Source organism: Anaerococcus tetradius, from assembly GCF_947087635.1.
Taxonomy (GTDB): domain Bacteria; phylum Bacillota; class Clostridia; order Tissierellales; family Peptoniphilaceae; genus Anaerococcus; species Anaerococcus tetradius.
Genome location: NZ_CAMUDP010000007.1, coordinates 1 through 19,742 on the forward strand (window position 1 = coordinate 1; position 19,742 = coordinate 19,742).

A 19,742-nucleotide genomic window follows, 5' to 3' on the forward strand; every position below is an offset into this window, starting at 1 on the left:
TCGGCTTGTAGTTTTGACTTGTCTGTTTCTTTGCCGTCTAGAGCCTTAGCTGCTTTTTGTAGTTTTGCTAGCGCTTCATCTACTTCTTTTTGACTTGAACCTTGATTTGATAGAACTTTCTTTGCTTCCTCTAGGGCTTTGTCGTATGCTGATTGTTTTTCTTTATCTGCATTTTTGTATTTATGGTCAGCTTTTGTTGTTTGTTCTTTGCCTGCTTCGGCTTGTAGTTTTGACTTGTCTGTTTCTTTGCCGTCTAGAGCCTTAGCTGCTTCTTCAAGTGCTTTCTTAGCCTTATCTACTTCGTCTTGGCTTGCTTGGTCATTTCCAAGGACTTCTTTAGCTTTTTTGAGAGCTTCATCGTATGCTGATTGTTTTTCTTTATCTGCATTTTTGTATTTATGGTCAGCTTTTGTTGCTTGTTCTTTGCCTGCTTCGGCTTGTAGTTTTGACTTGTCTGTTTCTTTGCCGTCTAGAGCCTTAGCTGCTTCTTCAAGTGCTTTCTTAGCCTTATCTACTTCGTCTTGGCTTGCTTGGTCATTTCCAAGGACTTCTTTAGCTTTTTTGAGAGCTTCATCGTATGCTGATTGTTTTTCTTTATCTGCATTTTTGTATTTATGGTCAGCTTTAGTTGTTTGTTCTTTGCCTGACTCTTCTTGCAATGCTTTCTTATCAGCTTTCTTTTCAACCAAGTCGGTACCAGCTATTTTATCTTCTGTACCATCCTTGTATTTTATAGTTGCTGTTCCATCATCTCCAACTACAATTTCTGTACCTTCTGCTAGTGTGCTCTTACCATTTTCATCTTTATTGGCATCTTCAATAGCCTTCTTAACAGCTTTTTTCTCATCTGCTGTTAATTTTTTAGGATTATCAACCTTCCACTTAGCAGGTGTTTTTGGATTTGTTCTATCGGCAAGAGTCTTAGCTTTATCTTGCGCTTCTTCTGATGGATTTTCTGATTTGTCTTTAGCTGTTGCTTTTACATCAGTTCCAGCCTTAGTCAACCCATCATCTAGTGTGATTGTTCCAGTCTTTTCATCTATATAAGCACCCTCTACTTTCTTGTCAAGTTTCCACTTACCATTGTCATCTTTTGTTGCTGAAACTACTTGGTCATTACCATTCTTGTCTTTAAAAGAAATTGCAAGTGTTTTGGTGTCTTTATCACTTGGTGGTGTTACTGTAACTTTTCCATCCTCTTTTGCTTCTATGCTTGGTTTTGCTGGACCTGTTGTATCTGGGGCATTAACGGTACTTTCTTTTGATGGTATAGCAGTATTTCCTTTGCCTAATTTGGTGATAGCCTTGATAGGTTCGCCATCTTTTGCATTTCCTTTTGCAATTGTTACTGCCCCTGTTTTAGCATCAATTTCTAAGCCTTTTGTTCCTTCAGGTAGTTTCCATTCGCCTTTTTCATCCTTTTCAGCTGTTACTTTTACTGGTGTTTCAGAACCTTTAGGTGTATAAACTATCTCTTGGCTATCAGCATTTGCTGGTGGAGTTATGGTTACAAGACCGTCTTTTTCTGAAATTGTAGGTGCATCTGGACTTACAGTTCCATTCTTTGGATCAGAGATATTGCCTGCCTCATCTTGTGTTTTCACTGTGAAAGCTGATCCACCTTGAACCTTATCAGCTGGCAAGATTAACTTACCACCCTTAGAGTCAAATACTGATTCTCTTGGCACTGACCATTGGTCTTTTTCCTTTGTGAGGGTAGCTGTTTGTTTATTACCATCTTTATCTATATATTCTACTGTTATGCTTGTTGCATCATCTGCTGGAAAATCAATTTCTATACTTCCATCATCTTTTGCTTGGAACTTTGGTGTAGTTGGTTTAGTCTTATCTGGCACTTTTACAAGCTTTTCGTTACTTGTGTTTCCATGTTCATCGGCAGAAATTGCTTTTACTTCTGTTTCATCTTTTGTAAGAGTTTTTGGAACTATAATTGTTTTTCCATCTGGGCTTAGTTTTAATCCAGAAGCATCTGGTACAGTCCAAGAACCATTTTTCTTTTCAACGTCAACAGTCTTTTTCTGTCCATCCTTGCCCACATAAGTGATAGTAACCTTACTTGTATCATCTTCTGCTGGAGTTATTGTTGCATCTCCACTCTTATCATTAGCTAAGCCTAGCTCTGGTGGGTTCGGAGGAGTAACATCTGGGATTTTTCCTTTAGCTTCTGTGGCTGGAGAGTTTCCTACCTTTGCTGTAACCTTTACTTCTGAATTTTCTTCTCCAGTACCATTAGCAATTGTTACAACTCCCTTGTCATCAACTGTTATTCCAGGATGATCTGTTGGGTTTTGCCATTTTCCATCAGCATCTTTCTTAATTTCTACAGTTTCTGGTTGAGTTTTTCCTTTTGGAGTGTAGGTGATAGTCAGGCTGTCTGTGTTTCCTTGTGGAGTAATCTCAAGAGAGCCTTTTTCAGCTCCTTCTGAAATAAGTGGAGCAGATGGTTTTGTAGTTGCTGTTACAGGATTTGTAACTCGTTCTATGTTTTTAGCAATAGCCTTAACCTCTGTTCCTGCTTGTGTTTTAGAAGCTGGAACTGTAACAACGCCACTATCAGCATCAATGCTAATGTCTGAACCAGCTGGCACTGACCATTTTTTACTTGTTGGATCTTTTGTAGCAGTAACTGTGTGTTCATTTCCATCAACTCCAGTATAAGTTACATATATGCTCTTAGTTTTATCCTCTGTAGCAGGAGTAACAGTTACATCTCCAGACTGATCATCAGTTTTTACACTTGGTGCTGTTGGTTCTTGTTCTTCTTTAACTTCATATGGGATTAAAACTTCTTCGCTTACTTCTGTGCCATCAGTTTTTGTGAATGTAACCTTAGCCTTTGCCTTATAAGTTCCTGGTTCTTGATTTGTGTTAGGTGCTTGTACCCATTCATAACTTGTTCCTTCTTTAGGGAAATATTTTGCCCTATTATCAGAAATCTTAGACTTGTCAATATTATCACCATCAATATCAGCTTTTACTTGGTCCTTTTTTCTTGCATTAACTGTATCATATTTTTCCAAATATGCACCAATATAGGCTTCAGGACTAAGCTTGGACACATCCTCGTGCTTTTCCAAGGTCATAGTTTTTGTAGCAACTGGCAAGTAAGTTTTTACAGGGATAGTGTTGTTGACAACAGTTTTGTTACCACCATTTTCTCCTAAATTATCTGTTGATGTGAAAGTTATTCTGTAATCACCAACTTTGTTTGTGCTAGTTGCCTTTATTTTTATCTTTCTATTGAGCATTTGCTCATCCTTTGAGAAAGCAAGCTTATCCCTATTACCATTAGCATCTAGTCCCTTGTTTTCATCTCCCTCAAAGACAGTACCATCTGGTGCTCCTTCTGCTGTGAAGCTTTTGATTTGTCCAGAGTTGTCCCCTGTTCTGTAGGTGAAGTCAATAGAATTATCATCTCCAATAAAGGCAGAGTGACCACCAAAATCTTTGCCATCTAATTGATAAGGACTATTTGGGGCTAATCCCGTATTTAATTTTGCCCTCCAAATAATAGGAGCTTTGGTATCCCTTACATTAATTAGGACTCTTACTTCTTTTGTAACTATTTTTCCTTCTTTATTTGTATATGTTAGTTCAACAGTTCTTTCAGTTAGGCCTGTATTTAGTAGGTTCAAATCACCATAGGTATTATTAGGAATCTTCCACTTAAAGCTAGTTCCTTCTGGCAGATATCCATCTTTGCCTATAACATTTTCAGGTAATCGTTTTTTATCTATAGCATCAGCTATAGCATTTTTTATGGCTTCCTCTTCTGCATTATTATCATACATTTTATGATATACGCCTATTCCATCCCCAGCTGTTAAATTATTATCGTAAATTTCAGCTTGTATGATATCCTTAGCTGCTGGAACATATACCTTTACTTCAATTTTGTTAACTACTGTTTTTGTGTTTCCACTAGGGTCTTTTGCTGTAACTGTGAAAGAATATAAGCCTTCCTTAGCCTTGCTGTCTGCCTTTACCCAGAGTTTTTTAACTACACACTTCTTATCATCTTTATCAAACTCTGTAGCCTTTATGATATCATCAACACCTTTTTTAAATTCTTCAAGAGTTGTTCCTGAAGGTAGGCCTTCTGCTTTTACGTCAACAATAGTTCCACTATTATCTATAACCTTATAGGATAAATAGTTGCTACCTTTATTATAATTAGTACGGCCAGTTTCCTCACCCATGAATATAGGAGCAAGAGTTTTGCCATCTAATGAACCAGTACCTTCTCCCCAAGATTCATCGTGACCATTTTTCATAGATGGTTTTTCTGTATCAACCACTTCTAAAGGTATTTCTACTTCTTCTACTATCTCTTTACCCTCTGCATCCGCATACTTCACGAGGGCAATTACACTTGTTGTTCCCACCTTATCAAAACTAGGATTTTCTTTTAGAGAGTATCTTGTACCTATTGGCTTGTATTTTTCTATTCCTTCACGAATATTTGCTGTATTCTTGTTATTTTTTATTTCATTAACGATAGCGGATCTTTGACCGTCATTATCGTAAGCCTTGTAATATATACCAAGAACTTTTTTGATTTGGTCTTCTGTTATAGCTTCTTTTTGTCCTAGGGTTGCGGTAAGCTTGCCAGATGCTACTGGAAGGTAGGTCTTTACATTAAGGTAGTTTGTAATCCTTAAGATATTACCTGCTGCATCTTCTGACACTAGTACAAGTTCATTTAATCCCACTTTTGCACCATTATCAGTAATTAAGTAGAATTTTTTATTTACACTTGTTTTATCTATGTTTTCACCATATTTATTTGCAACTATCTTATCATCAACACCTTCTACGAACTTTTCAAACTCTGAACCAGAAGGTTGGTTTTCAAGGTAAAAGTTCTTAATAGTATTACTTTCTTCGTCAATTGTTTTGTATGTTACAAACCATCCTGATTTACTCTTGCCCTGCCTACCATTAGGATCTCCCATATATGAATCATATGGTAGAGTATAACCATCTAGTGCACTTGAATCACCCTTTGGTGAAGTAGAGTAATGACCATTATTCATCATTTTAGGCGGATTTGAATCTACTTTAGCTTCCCTATTTTCAAGTTCTGCTTTCTTTCCAGCTAACGTTTTCTCAATTAATTCGTTTTTTTCTGCTTGGAAGTCAGGCTTATCTTTGATTTTTTCAAGTTCTACCTTGAGTTTTTCTATCATTTCATCTGTAAACTCATAGCCTTGATTTTTTGCTTCCTCTTTTATTTTTGCGACTTCTTCAGCTGTCAAAACTTCCTTGACAGTTTGTTCTCCTTGTAGGTTGGAAGATCTATTTTGACCTAATACTGGTACTGGTATTGGAGCATTGGCTTCTCCATCAATTTGGGCCTTGCCTGCTTCATGCTTAGCATCTTTTCCTCCTTGATTATTTTCTTTGCTATCACTAGGATTTTGTGTTTCCGTTCCTAAACTAGGATTTTGTGATACTACACTTACATTAGTAACTGGGCCTTCCTCTCCTTCTGCCATAACTTGTGGCATGAAAGATAGGATTCCTAGCATACATGAAACTAGCCCTATGGATAGTTTTCTTGTTGCATAGATTGGTTTTTTCTCTTTATTGATCGCTTTTTCTTCCAATAAATTATTGGCATTTTTATATTTGCTCATGTTTCCTCCCATTTTTTTATTTAATTTTTTTAAACAATCTTTCATTATTATTATACCCCCCCCGTGTCAAAATTTAATCTTTTTGTAATATATTATTGATAAGAATATTTTTACAAATATTCCTGTTAAATTTGTTTATCAATTCTAGTGATTAACCCTTACTATTTTTGTAAATTATGTTTTAATTTTGTCCACTAAAAAATCCCCCTTGCGGGGGACCAAAACTTCTTATTTATTTTTTGGTTCGATTTTTTCCTTGCCTCCCATATACATTTGTAGTGGGGCTGGGATTTTTACGCTTCCGTCTTCTTGGAGTAGGTTTTCTAGGAAGGCTATTAGCATTCTTGGTGGAGCTACTACTGTGTTATTTAGGGTGTGGGCAAAGTAGGTTCCATTTTCTCCTCTTAGTCTTATGCCAAGTCTTCTAGCTTGAGCATCTCCTAGGTTAGAGCAGCTTCCTACTTCGAAGTATTTCTTTTGTCTTGGACTCCATGCTTCTACGTCGCATGATTTTACCTTGAGGTCGGCAAGGTCTCCAGAGCAACATTCGAGAGTTCTTACTGGGATTTCTAGGCTTCTAAAGAAGTCTACTGTGTTTTTCCATAGTTCGTTATAGAGGGTTTTGGAATCTTCTGGTTTGCAGATTATTACCATCTCTTGTTTTTCGAATTGGTGGATCCTATAAACTCCTCTTTCTTCGATACCGTGAGCTCCAACTTCTTTTCTAAAGCATGGTGAATAGGAGGTCATCTTGAGTGGCATTTTTTCTTCTTCTGTTATGGTGTTGATGAATTTACCTATCATGGAGTGTTCGCTTGTTCCGATTAGGTAGAGGTCTTCGCCTTCTATTTTATACATCATATCTTCCATTTCTGAAAAGCTCATTACGCCAGTAACAACGTCAGATCTTATCATAAATGGTGGGATGTAGTAGGTGTAGCCCCTGTCTATCATGAAGTCCCTAGCATAAGAAAGGATAGCTGAGTGTAGTCTTGCTATATCTCCTCTTAGATAGTAGAAGCCTGCTCCTGATGTTTCTCTTGCTGCATCAAGGTCAACTCCATCAAAGGATTCCATGATGTCTATGTGGTAAGGGATTTCGTAGTCAGGTACAAGGGGTTCACCATATTTTTCGATTTCGACATTTTCTGTGTCGTCTTTTCCTATTGGGACAGTATCGTCAATTATTTGAGGAATGACTTGCATTCTTTTTTTGACTTCTTTGGCAAATTCTTCTGTATCGCTTTCTATGTGGAGGAGCTTATCGTTTATTTCTTTTACCAATTTCTTGGCTTCTTCGGCAGCTTCCTTCTTGCCTTGGCCCATAAGGGCTCCGATTTCCTTGCTGGTCTTGTTTCTTTGACTTCTTAGATTGTCTCCCTCAGTTTTGAAGGCTCTAAGTTTTTCATCAAGTTCAAGGACTTCATCTACAAGTTTAAGTTTTTCTTCTTGAAATTTTTTCTTAATGTTTTCTTTAACTAATTCTGGATTTTCTCTAAGTAATTTAATATCAATCATAATTATTTCTCCTTTTTCCAATAAAAAAAGACCCGCCCAATTGGGACGAAGGTCTCGTGGTGCCACCCAAATTATGCAAATTACTTTGCCTTAATTAATATATATGCTCAAAGCTAGATTCACTAGTTCCCTGCAAGAGATTTTCACCAACCATCTCCTCTCTATATGCCTTTCCTAGTTACTAGGGCTTATCAATGCACTATTAAATTTATACTCATTATACATTAAATATTTTTTTTCTCAAGACCTTGTTTTTTTATGCAAATTTAAGCTAGCTGTGCTATAATGTATAAGTTAGGAAGGAAGATTAATGAAAAATAAAAGAATGAAGAAAGTAAAATTTAACTATGTTACCATGCTAAAGGCGGTAAGTTTGTTGGCAGTTTCTATCTATCACTTGTTTAGCCACAGGCTAAGTGGTGGTTTTTTGGGAGTTATAATCTTTATGATTATATCTGGATTTTTCCTAGCCAAATCGTCGACAAAGACTTATGATGTAGTTGAAGTTAAATTTTTTATAGACAAAATTAAGGCGAGATTATTTAAGATAATATCTCCTATGTGGTCTATCATAGCCATTTCCCTTCTTGTTTCCTTGATTTTTGCTAGGGATATTTTTGATGATAGTGTGAGAAGTTCTCTTGCTACCATGTTTGCCTACGAAAATATTAGGGCTATTGTTAAGGGGATTTCTTATTTTGATAGGTCAGGTAATTTTAATATCTTTACCCACCTTTGGTATATAGCAGTCTATCTACAATATATACTTATCTATTATCTTTTGGATTACCTTATTAGTAAGCTTAATCTAAATGCTTTTAGGATTTATATTTTTGGAGGACTTAGTATCTTATCAATAATTCTTAGCTACTACCTATCCTTTACTAAGGCTAGTGTTATTAGGATTTATTATGGGACAGATGTGAGGCTTAGTGCATTTTTCTTAGGCTCAGTTAGCTATCTTGCCTACGAAAAATGGGGGACTTTGTTGGATAGGCTTCCTAGGAAAAAAACTTCCTTGCTTCTTTTCCTAGCAATAATCCTTCCCTTCTTCTTCATAGATGGCAAAAGCTTGTGGATTTATAGGACATTTTTCCTTATATATCAGTTACTTGTTTGCCTATTCTTAGCCTTTATATATAAATTGGAAGTAGACAATCCTATAAGATATAGGGATCATAATCCCTTCTTTAAGTTTATGATTTGGCTGGGAGATAGGTCTTACTACTACTATTTGTGGCAATATATAGTCCAAATTTTTATGCTTTATCTCTTTAGGAATAAAATTTCTTCGAAGGCTATTTTTTACTTAGTAGAATTAGGTATTTTAGTTATATTATCCGAGCTTTCCTATAGCCTAAGAAGGATGAAAAAATCCTATAAGATCAAGAAATTGGCGATAGCCCTTGCCCTTGTGGGAATTTTAAATGCGACTTCCCTAGTGATTGGCAATAAAAAAGAAGCTCAAATGGAAGAGTTTAAGAAAGAATTTGCTAAAAACGAAATGGAAATCAAGAAAAGAAACGCAGAGGCTAAGAAAAATACTAACAAGAAAAAGAAAGATGACAAGCTTAAAGAAGAAAAGAAAGAAGAAAGTCCAAACAAAGGCGGTAATTTTGAAGAAAAAGCCTATGACGACTTCAACTTTACAGACAAGGAAAAAGAATATCTAAAAAATATTTCTATTACCGCTATCGGTGATTCAGTTCTTGTAAATATTGATTCTTACCTAAGATCTTTCGTCCCTAATCTCTACCTTGATGGTCTTGTGGGAAGAAATATGTGGGATGGGCCTGATACTCTTAATAATGTGAAGGCTTCTAATGGACTTAACGATATAATCCTAGTCGTCCTTGGCTCTAATGGTTTTAAGTCAACTGATGATATGCAGGCTATAGTAGACGAGGCTGATGGCAGAGATGTGTATTTTGTAAATACCAGCCACCTTCAATCTTATATGGACCAGGTAAATGATCAAATCAAGTCCTTTACCGACAAGAACCCTAAGGCTCACTTGGTTGATTGGAGAGCTTTTATTAAGGATAAGGAAAATCTCTTGGCAGTCGATAAGGTTCACCCAAATGTCGAAGGAAGCGATGACTTTGCCAAACTCGTATGTAGAAAAATACTAAATGTAAATAAGGTTCGTCCTTAGATTTATTCCTCAAGCTGGGCTTGGGGATTTTTTTTCTTTACTTATCTAAGAAATTTAGTTATAATTTTAGTAGTCTATAATTAGAAAGATTTAGATTTCACATTTATTTGGAGATACTAAAATAAAATTGTAGGCGTAAATTTTTCTAGCATCTTTTGATGCATATGAACGGTATCCCAGTGAACCGTATCAGGAGGTAATTATGAATAAGAAAACAATCAGCAGTAGAAAGCTTGTAACGTCAGCTATGCTTGGTGCTATCACCATAGTGCTAAGTCTGACACCACTCGGTCTTATCCCTTTGGGTTTCATCAATGCGACAACTATGCACATCCCCGTTATTATAGGTGCGATTGCAGAAGGGCCTATTGTCGGTGCTCTTGTAGGATTGATTTTTGGTGTATCTTCACTCTTAAATGCCCTACTAAGAAATCCTAGTCCAGTATCCTTCGTATTTTACAACCCAATTATTTCGGTTCTTCCAAGAATTTTGATTGGTATAACATCTTACTATGCCTATAAGGCTTGTACAAAGATAAATAGCGATAAGCTAAAGGGCCTTGCCAAAGGCTTGTGGGCTATCATAGCTCTTGCCCTAGTTTACTTACTTGTAAAAAACATAAAAGCAGCTAAGTCAACTATGAATATAATTTTTGTAGGCGTCTTGCTCCTTGTCGTTATCGGCTTATTTATCTATTCACAAAAATCTGCCAAGGGGGATTTCCCAATAGCTATCGGAGCCTTTGTAGGATCTATGACCAACACCATCCTAGTTTTAGGTGGAATTTATCTAATCTATGCCGAAAAATATGTAACAACCTTGGGTATTCCTATGGATAGTGCAAGATCTGCAATCCTTGGAGTAACAATTACAAGTGGTATTCCTGAAGCAATCCTTTCAGTCATCCTTTCCACAGCTGTTATTAAAGCTCTAAAATCATCAAGGAGATAAAATGCTTCTAGCAATTGATATAGAAAATAGAAAGGCTGACTTTGGTCTTTTCTACAAAGATAAAATGCTTTACAATTTCAGCATAAAAAGTAATCAAGATAGGTCAGCAAACGAGCTTAGCCTATTAATCAAGTTACTCCTAAGAGAGAAAAATATAAACTCAGAAGAAATTGACGATTTTATAATCTCATCAGTCGTTCCAGAAGTCGATAGGACTTATGAGGAAGTTTCTAAACTGATTTGTGGCAAAAGCCCCATCTTTATATCGGCAGGTCTTAAAATTGGAATAAACATCAAATACGACAATCCCAAGGACGTAGGAAGCGATAGAATAATAAGGGCTGTTGGAGGAAAAAAACTCTATAAGGATAATCTAGTAATAATTTCAGCCTCATCTATTACTACAATCGACTATATCAATAGCAAAAAAGAATTTCTGGGAGGAGTAATTATGCCTGGAGCAAGTCTTTTCCAAGAATCCCTAGCCAAGGAAAGTGCCAAACTTTTCCAAGTAGAAATAAAAAAGAGCGATAAGATATTAGGAAACTCTACCACCAAGGCCATGCAAAAGGGTATATATTTTGCCTACCAAAAGGCTATCTCAGCTATAGTCGAAGAAATCATAAAAGAAAACGACCTAGATATCAAAGAAACGACGATAATATCGACTGGCGAGTTTGCCAAGCTCTTAGATGATGACAACTATAAAATCCAAGAGATCCCCTATTTAGGACTTTTTGGATTAAAGATAATTTATGATTTGAATACGAGTATTAAAAATAGTTAACCTAAAAGACGAGCTAGCTCGTCTTTTTTAGTTGACCAATCTCTGATATTCTTCAAACACAAAAGGGGATAGCTCAACTTCTATCCCCTTTTATAAATTATTTTTCTATTTGACTTTCTTTTGCTCTTCTTGCCAATCCAATACCTGCATAGATCATCAAGACTAGTCCCATAGCTATGAAGATTATATTTCTCTTACCATCTGTTTGTGGTATAGATACTTTTCTATTAGGAACTGCTGTTGAGTTCTTGTCAACTGAATCTAAATCATATGAGGCAGTACCTGTATTATAACTATTTTCTTGAACATCAAATTTTATCTTAGAAATTTTAGCATAGCCAACAGGAGCTTGGGTTTCTTCTAGGCTGTATTCTCCAGCAGAAAGACCCTTGATTTGGAATTGTCCCCTATCGTTAGATATAAGTTTTATGATATCAGGATCATTTTCCTTATCTGTCCATTCATATCCTAAGCCTTCCTTTTCGATAGCTTTAAGGTAGGCATCATTGAGTTTTAGGATATTAGCTTTAGCGGAAGCCTCATCAAAAGCTTGGTCTTTTTTACCAAAATTTTTATCATATACTTCTAAAGCTTGGTCTAGAGCCTTCTTCGCCTTATCCAAATTATCCTTATCACTTGAGCCTTGACCTACTTTTTTGACCTTTAGGAACTTATTATCCTTTTTGATAACAAATCTTGCTCCAAAAAGTCTTTCATTTGTGCTGTTATCAACTTTTATAAATCTCTTTCCATAAGTTACAAGCTTTGGATTAGATGGTCGTAGGCTGGTTGGATCTTTGGTGTTTTTAATTGCAACAACTCCATTTTGGAAAGAAGTATATTCTGGATTGTAGCCTGCCACCCTTTCTCTAACTCTGTAAGTCTTAGAATTGTCAAGACCTACAAATTCATAATTGAAGGTTTGGTTATTATCTCCTACTTTTTTCCTTAAAGTTACAGACTGAATCTCCTTATAATTATCTCCATCTTTTTCTTCAAGAATGTAAGTTAGTGCTAAATTATCATCATCCAATGGGAGGTGGTCATTGTTGTTATCCCAAACTTTTTGGACTCTTATTTTTCCATCTACTGGATTTCCATCCTTTGGAGTGCTCTTTTTTTGTTTGCTATTAGCATAATCAAGACCGATAGTATTTTCCTCAATCTTTTCAAGGTCAACTATAGTATCAGCATTTAAGGTTGCTGAGTAAGTTATCATTAATTCTAGATCATTATTCTTTGAAGCGTTCTCGACCTTAGTTAATCCAGAATCACTTAGCTCTAAGCTAAAGCCCCTATCATCTTGGCTTATTGTGTAATCACCTTCCCCAAGATTTGCACCAGCAATTTTTAAGTCCTTATTGTAGGTCAAGCCCTGAGTCATAGTATCTGTCCACGCAAGGGTCTTATATGATGACTCTTTTGGGATTAGTGTCTTAACCTGATAAGGAATCTTATCTCCTACCATTCTCGATATCTTTGACTTTTCCCTTTGATAAGTCTCGACATTTAATTCTGTGTCTATATTTTCCTTAGAACCTTTTTCTTTGATGGATGCTGCAAAGTTTTTATCAATCTTTGGTCTGTCCTCTGTGTTTTTCGGATAAACATGAACGTGTTCTACTACTCCGTCCTTGTTCCTCATAGGTAGTTTGACTTTAACAGGATTTGCTTTAGATCTTGTAAGCAAAGCACCAAGTGGACCTTGATAGGTAGATTTCTCTTTTATTTCGTGGATATAGTATGTTCCATCAGGAATATTGCTTAGGTCAAAGGTTGCACCTTCATCATTTGTGAGTTTTCCATAAGCCTTGTCAACAGAATCCACAACTTGTCCGTGGTCGTTGATATATTGATCCTTATCATTTTTCCAAGCGAAGTAGACATTAGGGATTTGTTTAATATATTTATCATTCTTTAAAGCCTTAAAGTCATCCATATCTTGGCTAGCATCATAGCCTTCAGGACTAGTCCAGTCATCCAGTTCTTCATTTGTCAACAATATTTTGTGAACTGTGATATCTATGCTCTTCTTTGGTTCTTGAGGTGGAGTCTTAGTATTTTTGATGGTAATTGTCGTATCATTACTGGTTACATTCTCATCGCTATCTATCAATCTTATAGAGCCGTCAAGACCAAGGCTAAACTTAAACTGCCTTAGGGTATCATATCCAGTTGGGGTTGTAATTTCCTTCATTATATATTTTCCAGGTCTTAGGTTAATAGTAAGACCATCTGCCTTATCAGTTGTCCATACAGCCTTATTGTTTGTTTTTGCATCGAGAACTTCTGTCGTTCCATCTTCTGCAAAAATTTGAAGTCTAGCTGTCTTTAGAGGATTACCTTCCTCGTCTGTCTTTTTAAATACTATAGGGTAGATTTTTTGTGGATCGGTTATTACAAGTTTTCCTTCACTTAGGGCTACTCCATTGTGGTTTCCATCAAAGCTTATAGTTCCATCCTTGACAATATTTATCTTGAAATCCGCTATTGGATCATAACCTGTAGGAGCTTGAATTTCCTTGATGATATAAGTTCTTTGGCATCTAAGCCTTATTTGTGAATCGTTTTTATCATCTGATGTAAATTCTGCCACTGGTCTTGAAGTGTCTGTAGTGTCAGTTATTGTAAACTTAGCACCCCTTACCCTTTGTCCACTTGGGTCTACTTTTGAAATCACGACATCTTTCTCTCTAATCTTAGGGTTTACTATCATAAGCTCAAGAGTATTTTCCTTTACATAGATGCCGAGCTTCTTAGCCTTCTCACTTAGAACTATCTTTCCTTTTTTGTCAACATCGAAGGTGAAATCATCAAAACCGTCATGGCCTTTAGGGACTCGCGTCTCCTTAATCTTGTAAGTTCCTGGAAGAATATCAAATTCTGGTTGGATTTTGGTATCCCACTTATCAATTTCTGTATCTATTCCATCTTTCACAGAATAGAAGAATAACCTAGCAGTGGTTAAGGTTTGTCCTTCATCATCGACCTTAGTGAATTTTACCTTGTACTTGGTAGGCTCATCAGTTATAACTAGCTTGTTATCTACAAGCTTAACCCCTGGATGATCTCCAACGAAACTAATATTTCCTTCCTTATCGACAGAGAACTTGAAGTCAGCAATTTTGTCGTAAGTTTCAGGAGCTGATTTTTCCTTGACCAAGTAAGTTTTCTCATGCTTAATCTTGATAGTTTGTTCTTTATCAGTAGTTGTTATAGATTTATAAACTGTATCAGGATTAGCTGTATCATAAAACTCCAAGATTGCACCAGCTAGATTTTCAGAAGCTGGGTTTTGCTTTTTGATTGTCAACTCTCTCTCATTTGGCTTGTTGGTTATCTCTACCGTCTTGCCATTTATTTTGACATTCTCATTACTTCCTCTTAGTTTTACACTACCATCATCTGCAAGATCAAAGATAAATTCATTAATGGTGTAGTAGCCATCAAGAGCTTTAGTTTCAGTAATCTTGTAAGCTCCAGGCCACAAGCCCCAAGTTTGTGGATTTGTTGAACTGTTCCAATTATGGTTCCAGTCCCAACCATCTCTTGTCGGATTGTAGGAATAAATCGCAAGTGATACACCTACCAGAGGATTTCCATTCTTGTCAACCTTCTTTATTTGAACATCATATGTTTGGTAGGTATCCTTAACAATAAGCTTATTTCCATCAAGTCTAACATTATCCCCATTATTATTATCAACAAGTGACAAAGTACCATCAGCTCCTACACTAAGCTTAAAGTCAGAGACTTTGTCATGCCCTGCTGGAGCTTGAGTTTCCTTGACTAGGTATGTTCTCTTGTGTTTTAGTTTGACTTGTTTGTCGGTTTTCTCGCTTGTGAAACTTGCATATAGCTTACTAGGATCTTCTGTATCATAAAGTTCGAACTTTGCACCAGCAAGATTTCTATCCCAATAATCAACCTTGGATATAACTACATCTTTCTCCTTCAATTGATTGGTCATGGTTACAAGGTCATTAACTATCGCTACATTACTGTCATTATTTCTTAGGGAAACTTTTCCTTTGAGGCTTACATCTACAATAAATTCTTTGAGTTGTTGGTAGCCATTTGGAGTTGTAACTTCCTTAATCTTGTAGCTACCTTCTGTCAATGGAACGCTTGTCTCGCTTGAGGTCGTGTTCCAAGCATTTACTCTTTCGCTACCGTCTTCCTTCCAAACCTCAAACCTCGCTCCACTTAGGGCTACCTTTTTCTCATCCAATTTCTTGAATTTTACATTCCATGGCTTGAGTGGATCCTCAACGATTAACTTGCTTCCATCAGCTCGTGCATCAGTTCGATTTCCAAGGACCACAACATTTCCATCACCATTAATTTCAAATTCTAGGTCATTAATCTTATTAAAACCTTCTGGAACAGAAGTTTCTACAAGTTTGTATCTCTTGTGGTGTTTCAGTCTAATACTTTGATCTTGATTGCCTGTGGTTATAGTACCGACAGATTTTGTCAAATCTTCAGTGTCATAGATTGTAAGTTTAGCTCCTATTAACTTTCTTCCCTTAGGGTCAATCTTGGAGATAGTTACATCCTTATCCTTAGGATTGTCCTTGATGGTGAATGTCTTATTAGTTAAGCTTATATTTGAGTTGTTGCTTAAAGTAGTAACCGTGCCATCCATGGCTAGCTTAAAGATCAATTCGCCCGCTTTGTCATATCCTGCAGGAGCAGATTCCTCAACAATCTTATAAGTTCCTGGCCACAAGCCCTGAATCTTATCAGCTTGCTCACTTGTCCATGTATAATTCCATGTCCAGTTGTTGCCATTTTTGCTATAAAGTGTTAGTTTGGCTCCAGGCAAGACTTGGTTCTTGTGGTTGACTTTCTTAAAGCCGATGTTGTAGGCAACAAAAGGATCTTTCATAATCAATTTATCTCCATCAAGCTTCACATTATCACCATTATTGTTGTCGATTAGGGATAGCTTTCCTTTCTCATCAACCTTCAACTTGAATGGCTTAATCTTCTCATAGCCCACAGGAGCCTCATATTCTTCTATCTCGTAAGTTCTCTCGTACCTTAAAGTTACATCGACGTCTTTGTCAAGATAGGTATCCTTGGTAGTATCATCATCGGAATGATCTCCTATATCAATTTGCCTTTGAGTTTCTATATCCCTAATCGTAAACTTAGCTCCACCAACGTGAGCACCATTATAATCTATTTTAGATATTGTTAGCTTTTTAGGTTCAAGTTCATGGTCAAAGATATAGAGTATTGGGATTTCGCCCTCCCATTGCTTGGTGGAAGAAGGTGTATTAGGGGATAATAACAAGCCTTCTACGTTATTTCCTGTAGATATTCTTTTGTTATAATCCTCTACCATCACATTTCCATCTATATCCACTGTGAATTTTATATCTTGTTTTATTTTCCTGTAGCCTGCTGGATATTCTGTTTCCTTTAGGGTGTAAGAACCTGGAGCTACTTCAAAATGAGTTATCCAAGGTCTAGTGCTCCATGCTTCTACCTTTTGGTTGGTGGTAGAATTGTAAAGTTCAAATCTTGCATTGCTTAGATATTTTAAAGGCGATACGCTTACAAGTTTAGCAAAACCTATCCTATATTTGCTAGGCCTCTTGTTGACTATGGAAATAGCATTACCAGAAACACTTACTTCATCTGGTTTATTGCCAACGATTTGGATCTTTCCCTTATCATCAACCTTGAACTTAAACTTATCAACTTTTTTTAGTCTACCAGGTGCCTTGACTTCCTCGAGGACGTATTCCTCATTGGCAAAGACTTCAATCTCCTTATCCGAAGTTTGGCTATCCCAAGTTTGGGTCTGGTCATCTCTCCCTTCTACATATATCTTAAACTTAGCACCAGCTAGGAGCTTATTGTCCTCAGATAGTTTCTTGATTTTAACCTTTTTCTTTGTTTGTTGGTCATCGACTACTGCCACATTTATGTTCTGATGACCACTTATATTATAAATTTTATTGCCATCAACATCGTGGAGAATTATATCTTCATTTGGATTTTTAGGAACTGTAAAGAAGAACTCTACAGTCTTATGAGCAAAAGGAGCTTTCTTTTCTACAAACTTATATTTTTTGCCGGTCTTTAGGCTTAATCTAATAGTATTAGAAGTGTATGTCGTAGGAGAGTTTGTTGTCCATTGGGCTATCTTTTGGTTATTTGTTGTATCATAAACTTCAATCTCTGCCCCATGTGCAAACTTATAGTTGCTAAGATATTTGGTAAAGGATACTTCCCTCACTCCTACTTCATTTGATTTATTCTTTATATTAACTCTATTTCCATTTTTGGAAACATACTTCATTACCTCGGCACTAGGATTAACTAATTCTACCCCCCCACCTACGGTAACCTTTATCCTAAAATCAGGGATTTTGACAAAGCCTCTAGGGGTTTCAATTTCTTGGACTAGATAGGTACCTTCGCGCATTTCTTCGTAGTGTACCCTATCATCAGAGGTAAATTCCCTTGAAGAGCCAACTGGTTCTGGGTCATTTCCATGAATCTTGTAGATGTCCACATCTTCTTTTTTCTCTTTAGTTATCTTAAACTTAGCACCAGCTAGGTTGATACCATTGACATTGGTCTTATTAAATTCAATCCTTTCTGTCTGGTATTCCATATCAAGGCTTACAGTATTTTGTACTCCCTTTCCAGATACAAAGGCAGAGTCGTAGACATTTAGCCTAGCTTTGATATATCTTGGTATCATCCTATCTTCATTAATGTTGTTATCATTATGGTCGTTTACCTTGCCAGCTTTATAAACTATTGAGTCAACTCCATTTATAACATTTTGTACATCGCCTTTAGTAGATTTAAAAGTTCTTCTGGAGTTACAATATTCCCAAACCTTTCTCTGGATTACATTCCAGAATATCCTATCTCCTTCAGGCGATTTTCGATAGTCTTTTGGGTCAGTTGCATAGATATAGAGTAAGTTTCTAATCTGGTTGTAGTTAGTGTATTCATCAGCCCTAGGAGTATGGCCTCCCTTGAACTTATCTGATATGGAGGAATACAACTTATCTGGGCTTACGTTGTCGATCCTATTGAACAAACCTAAATATTGCCCATGGCTATTAAAATACCTAGCCATCTCATCTGCATTAGCCCCTGGAATCATCAATTTGCTAAAGTGAGGTGGGCTATTAGGATTGTAGTTCGGTGTAGACTTTCCTTCCTGCAAGCAGAAACTCCAATCTTCAGCTGGAAGTCCTGTAGGTGCATATCCTCTTCCATCCTTCTTACTTGGATCTGGCGATCCAGTATAGACTTGAAGTCTTTCTCCCGAATTTTTTATTACATACAAATTATTAGGGTCTTTGTTGTTGGGTTGGTGGATAGTCGCCTCCGACCTTGTTCCTGTTACGACAATACCTAATAAGATTGCCATAAGGAAAAAGGTATGCCTGAGTCGCTTACCGAGATTCTCTTTCATGATTCCTCCTAGTTATTTTATTATTATTTTTACTTTTAATTTTATATCTCTAGTTGCTCGCGTATCTTTACAAGTATATAATACAACATAAATGACTTAATAGTCAATAAAAGTTAACTTTTCTAGAAAAGCTAGTAGCATATATAATTTTATATTTTAATCAAAATCACTGGCAGATTTTTGTTAAATCTTCTTATAGATATAATCTTGGTCTGGTGGAAGATGTCATAGTATCTATTATTATTTGATATTGCTATAGCTTAGGTAGATGATTACAAAGTGGATTATTATGATTAGAGGAAGGCCTAGCATGAATTTCTTATGCCTAATCTTGTGATTTATTATTTTCATTGTTATATACATAAGAAGGCCTCCTCCCAAAAATCCAACAAGGATGAGGATATTTTCCCTTATCCTATTTTTCCTAAATTTTTTGCTTGCTAGTTTGTCATATACTGTAAGGACAAAAGCTAGGATGTTTATTAAAAGTAAGTAAAGTATAATTTCTTTTTCCATAATAAAAGAGGTTGTTTTAACAACCCCTATCCACCTTTCAATTATTTCATAACAGCATCTATTGCCTTTTGAGGTATGCCTATATCTTCTACTAGGCATTTTTCTCTAAGATTTATTCTTTCGTAGATTCCCTTTTTCATAAGCTGCATACTTACTATTAGGTCACAATCAACTACTTCTCCCCATTTTTTGCCAGTGCTTGCATCAAGACCTGATGGTAGGTCTATTGATATAGTGTATTTAAGACATCTATTAATTAGAGCTATGACATAGGCAGGGACTCCTTGGATTGTCCTATTTAGGCCTGTGCCAAAGAGGCCTTCGACTATGGTAGAAACTTCTTCGAGATTTTTTTCCATGTTAGATAAGTCTTCTATGCTTACTATAGGATAGATTTTATCAGTTAGCCTCTTACAAGCTTCTAAGTTTTGTTTAAAGTCTTCAGTTGCCTTGTCCATATTTCCTACTATATATATCTCAACATACTTACCCATGGCAAGGAGATTTCTTGCGAGGGCGAGACCATCAGCTCCGTTATTTCCACATCCAACTACTATGGCAAAGGTCGACCTTACTTCTAGGTTGATGTTTTTTAACACTGCAAGGGCTGCCCTTTCTACCAGGCAGATGGATGGTACTTTTAATATATTTATTGCATACTGATCGATTTTTTTCATTTGGTCTTTGTCTACTACTAGCAT

At 36.4% G+C, this 19,742-nt stretch carries 8 protein-coding genes and 1 other annotated feature; of the genes, 3 read left to right on the top strand and 5 right to left on the bottom strand.

Translation table 11 applies throughout. The features are described from left to right. Together P6936_RS03330 and serS are read right to left on the bottom strand one after the other, a co-directional pair. Positions 1-5,660: hypothetical protein (locus tag P6936_RS03330; RefSeq protein WP_276880852.1), on the bottom strand; the 5,660-nt coding region annotated here is incomplete at its 3' end. Positions 5,661-5,888: 228 nt separating this feature from the next. Further along, complete coding sequence (gene serS / locus P6936_RS03335; RefSeq protein ID WP_060929287.1) at positions 5,889-7,178, bottom strand: serine--tRNA ligase; 1,290 nt, start codon at positions 7,176-7,178, stop codon at positions 5,889-5,891. Positions 7,179-7,216: 38 nt separating this feature from the next. Then, positions 7,217-7,382: a binding site (T-box leader), on the bottom strand. 106 nt (positions 7,383-7,488) lie between these two features. Between serS and P6936_RS03340 the strand changes: the two genes are divergently transcribed. From P6936_RS03340 to P6936_RS03350, 3 genes are all read left to right on the top strand, one after another. Next, the gene (locus P6936_RS03340) at positions 7,489-9,333 is read left to right on the top strand and encodes an acyltransferase family protein (protein WP_276880853.1); all 1,845 of its coding nucleotides are present in this window, start codon (positions 7,489-7,491) and stop codon (positions 9,331-9,333) included. A gap of 202 nt (positions 9,334-9,535) precedes the next feature. Beyond that, entirely contained in the window at positions 9,536-10,285 is a 750-nt protein-coding gene (locus P6936_RS03345; protein ID WP_276862911.1) for an ECF transporter S component, read from the top strand. A 1-nt stretch (position 10,286) separates the two neighbouring features. Beyond that, positions 10,287-11,072 (top strand): type III pantothenate kinase, encoded by a 786-nt coding sequence (locus P6936_RS03350; RefSeq protein ID WP_276880854.1) that lies wholly within the window; start codon positions 10,287-10,289, stop codon positions 11,070-11,072. A gap of 97 nt (positions 11,073-11,169) precedes the next feature. Here P6936_RS03350 and P6936_RS03355 read toward each other — a convergent pair whose 3' ends face one another. The 3 genes from P6936_RS03355 to P6936_RS03365 form a co-directional block, all read right to left on the bottom strand. Then, complete coding sequence (locus P6936_RS03355) at positions 11,170-18,525, bottom strand: SpaA isopeptide-forming pilin-related protein (RefSeq protein WP_276880856.1); 7,356 nt, start codon at positions 18,523-18,525, stop codon at positions 11,170-11,172. Positions 18,526-18,765: 240 nt separating this feature from the next. Then, complete coding sequence (locus tag P6936_RS03360; protein ID WP_276880857.1) at positions 18,766-19,140, bottom strand: DUF1294 domain-containing protein; 375 nt, start codon at positions 19,138-19,140, stop codon at positions 18,766-18,768. Then, positions 19,083-19,742, bottom strand: a complete 660-nt coding sequence (locus P6936_RS03365) for an NAD(P)H-hydrate epimerase (RefSeq protein WP_004836418.1) — start codon at positions 19,740-19,742, stop codon at positions 19,083-19,085. Before P6936_RS03365 ends, P6936_RS03360 begins: the two co-directional genes overlap by 58 nt.

Bases quoted from the DNA above. Each gene is read 5' to 3' on its own strand.
- P6936_RS03360 (WP_276880857.1), bottom strand. From the start codon at position 19,140: ATGCCTAGTAGAAGATATAGGCATACCTCAAAAGGCAATAGATGCTGT.
- P6936_RS03350 (WP_276880854.1), top strand. From the start codon at position 10,287: ATGCTTCTAGCAATTGATATAGAAAATAGAAAGGCTGACTTTGGTCTT.
- P6936_RS03340 (WP_276880853.1), top strand. From the start codon at position 7,489: ATGAAAAATAAAAGAATGAAGAAAGTAAAATTTAACTATGTTACCATG.
- P6936_RS03365 (WP_004836418.1), bottom strand. From the start codon at position 19,742: ATGCTAGTAGTAGACAAAGACCAAATGAAAAAAATCGATCAGTATGCA.
- P6936_RS03355 (WP_276880856.1), bottom strand. From the start codon at position 18,525: ATGAAAGAGAATCTCGGTAAGCGACTCAGGCATACCTTTTTCCTTATG.
- serS (WP_060929287.1), bottom strand. From the start codon at position 7,178: ATGATTGATATTAAATTACTTAGAGAAAATCCAGAATTAGTTAAAGAA.
- P6936_RS03345 (WP_276862911.1), top strand. From the start codon at position 9,536: ATGAATAAGAAAACAATCAGCAGTAGAAAGCTTGTAACGTCAGCTATG.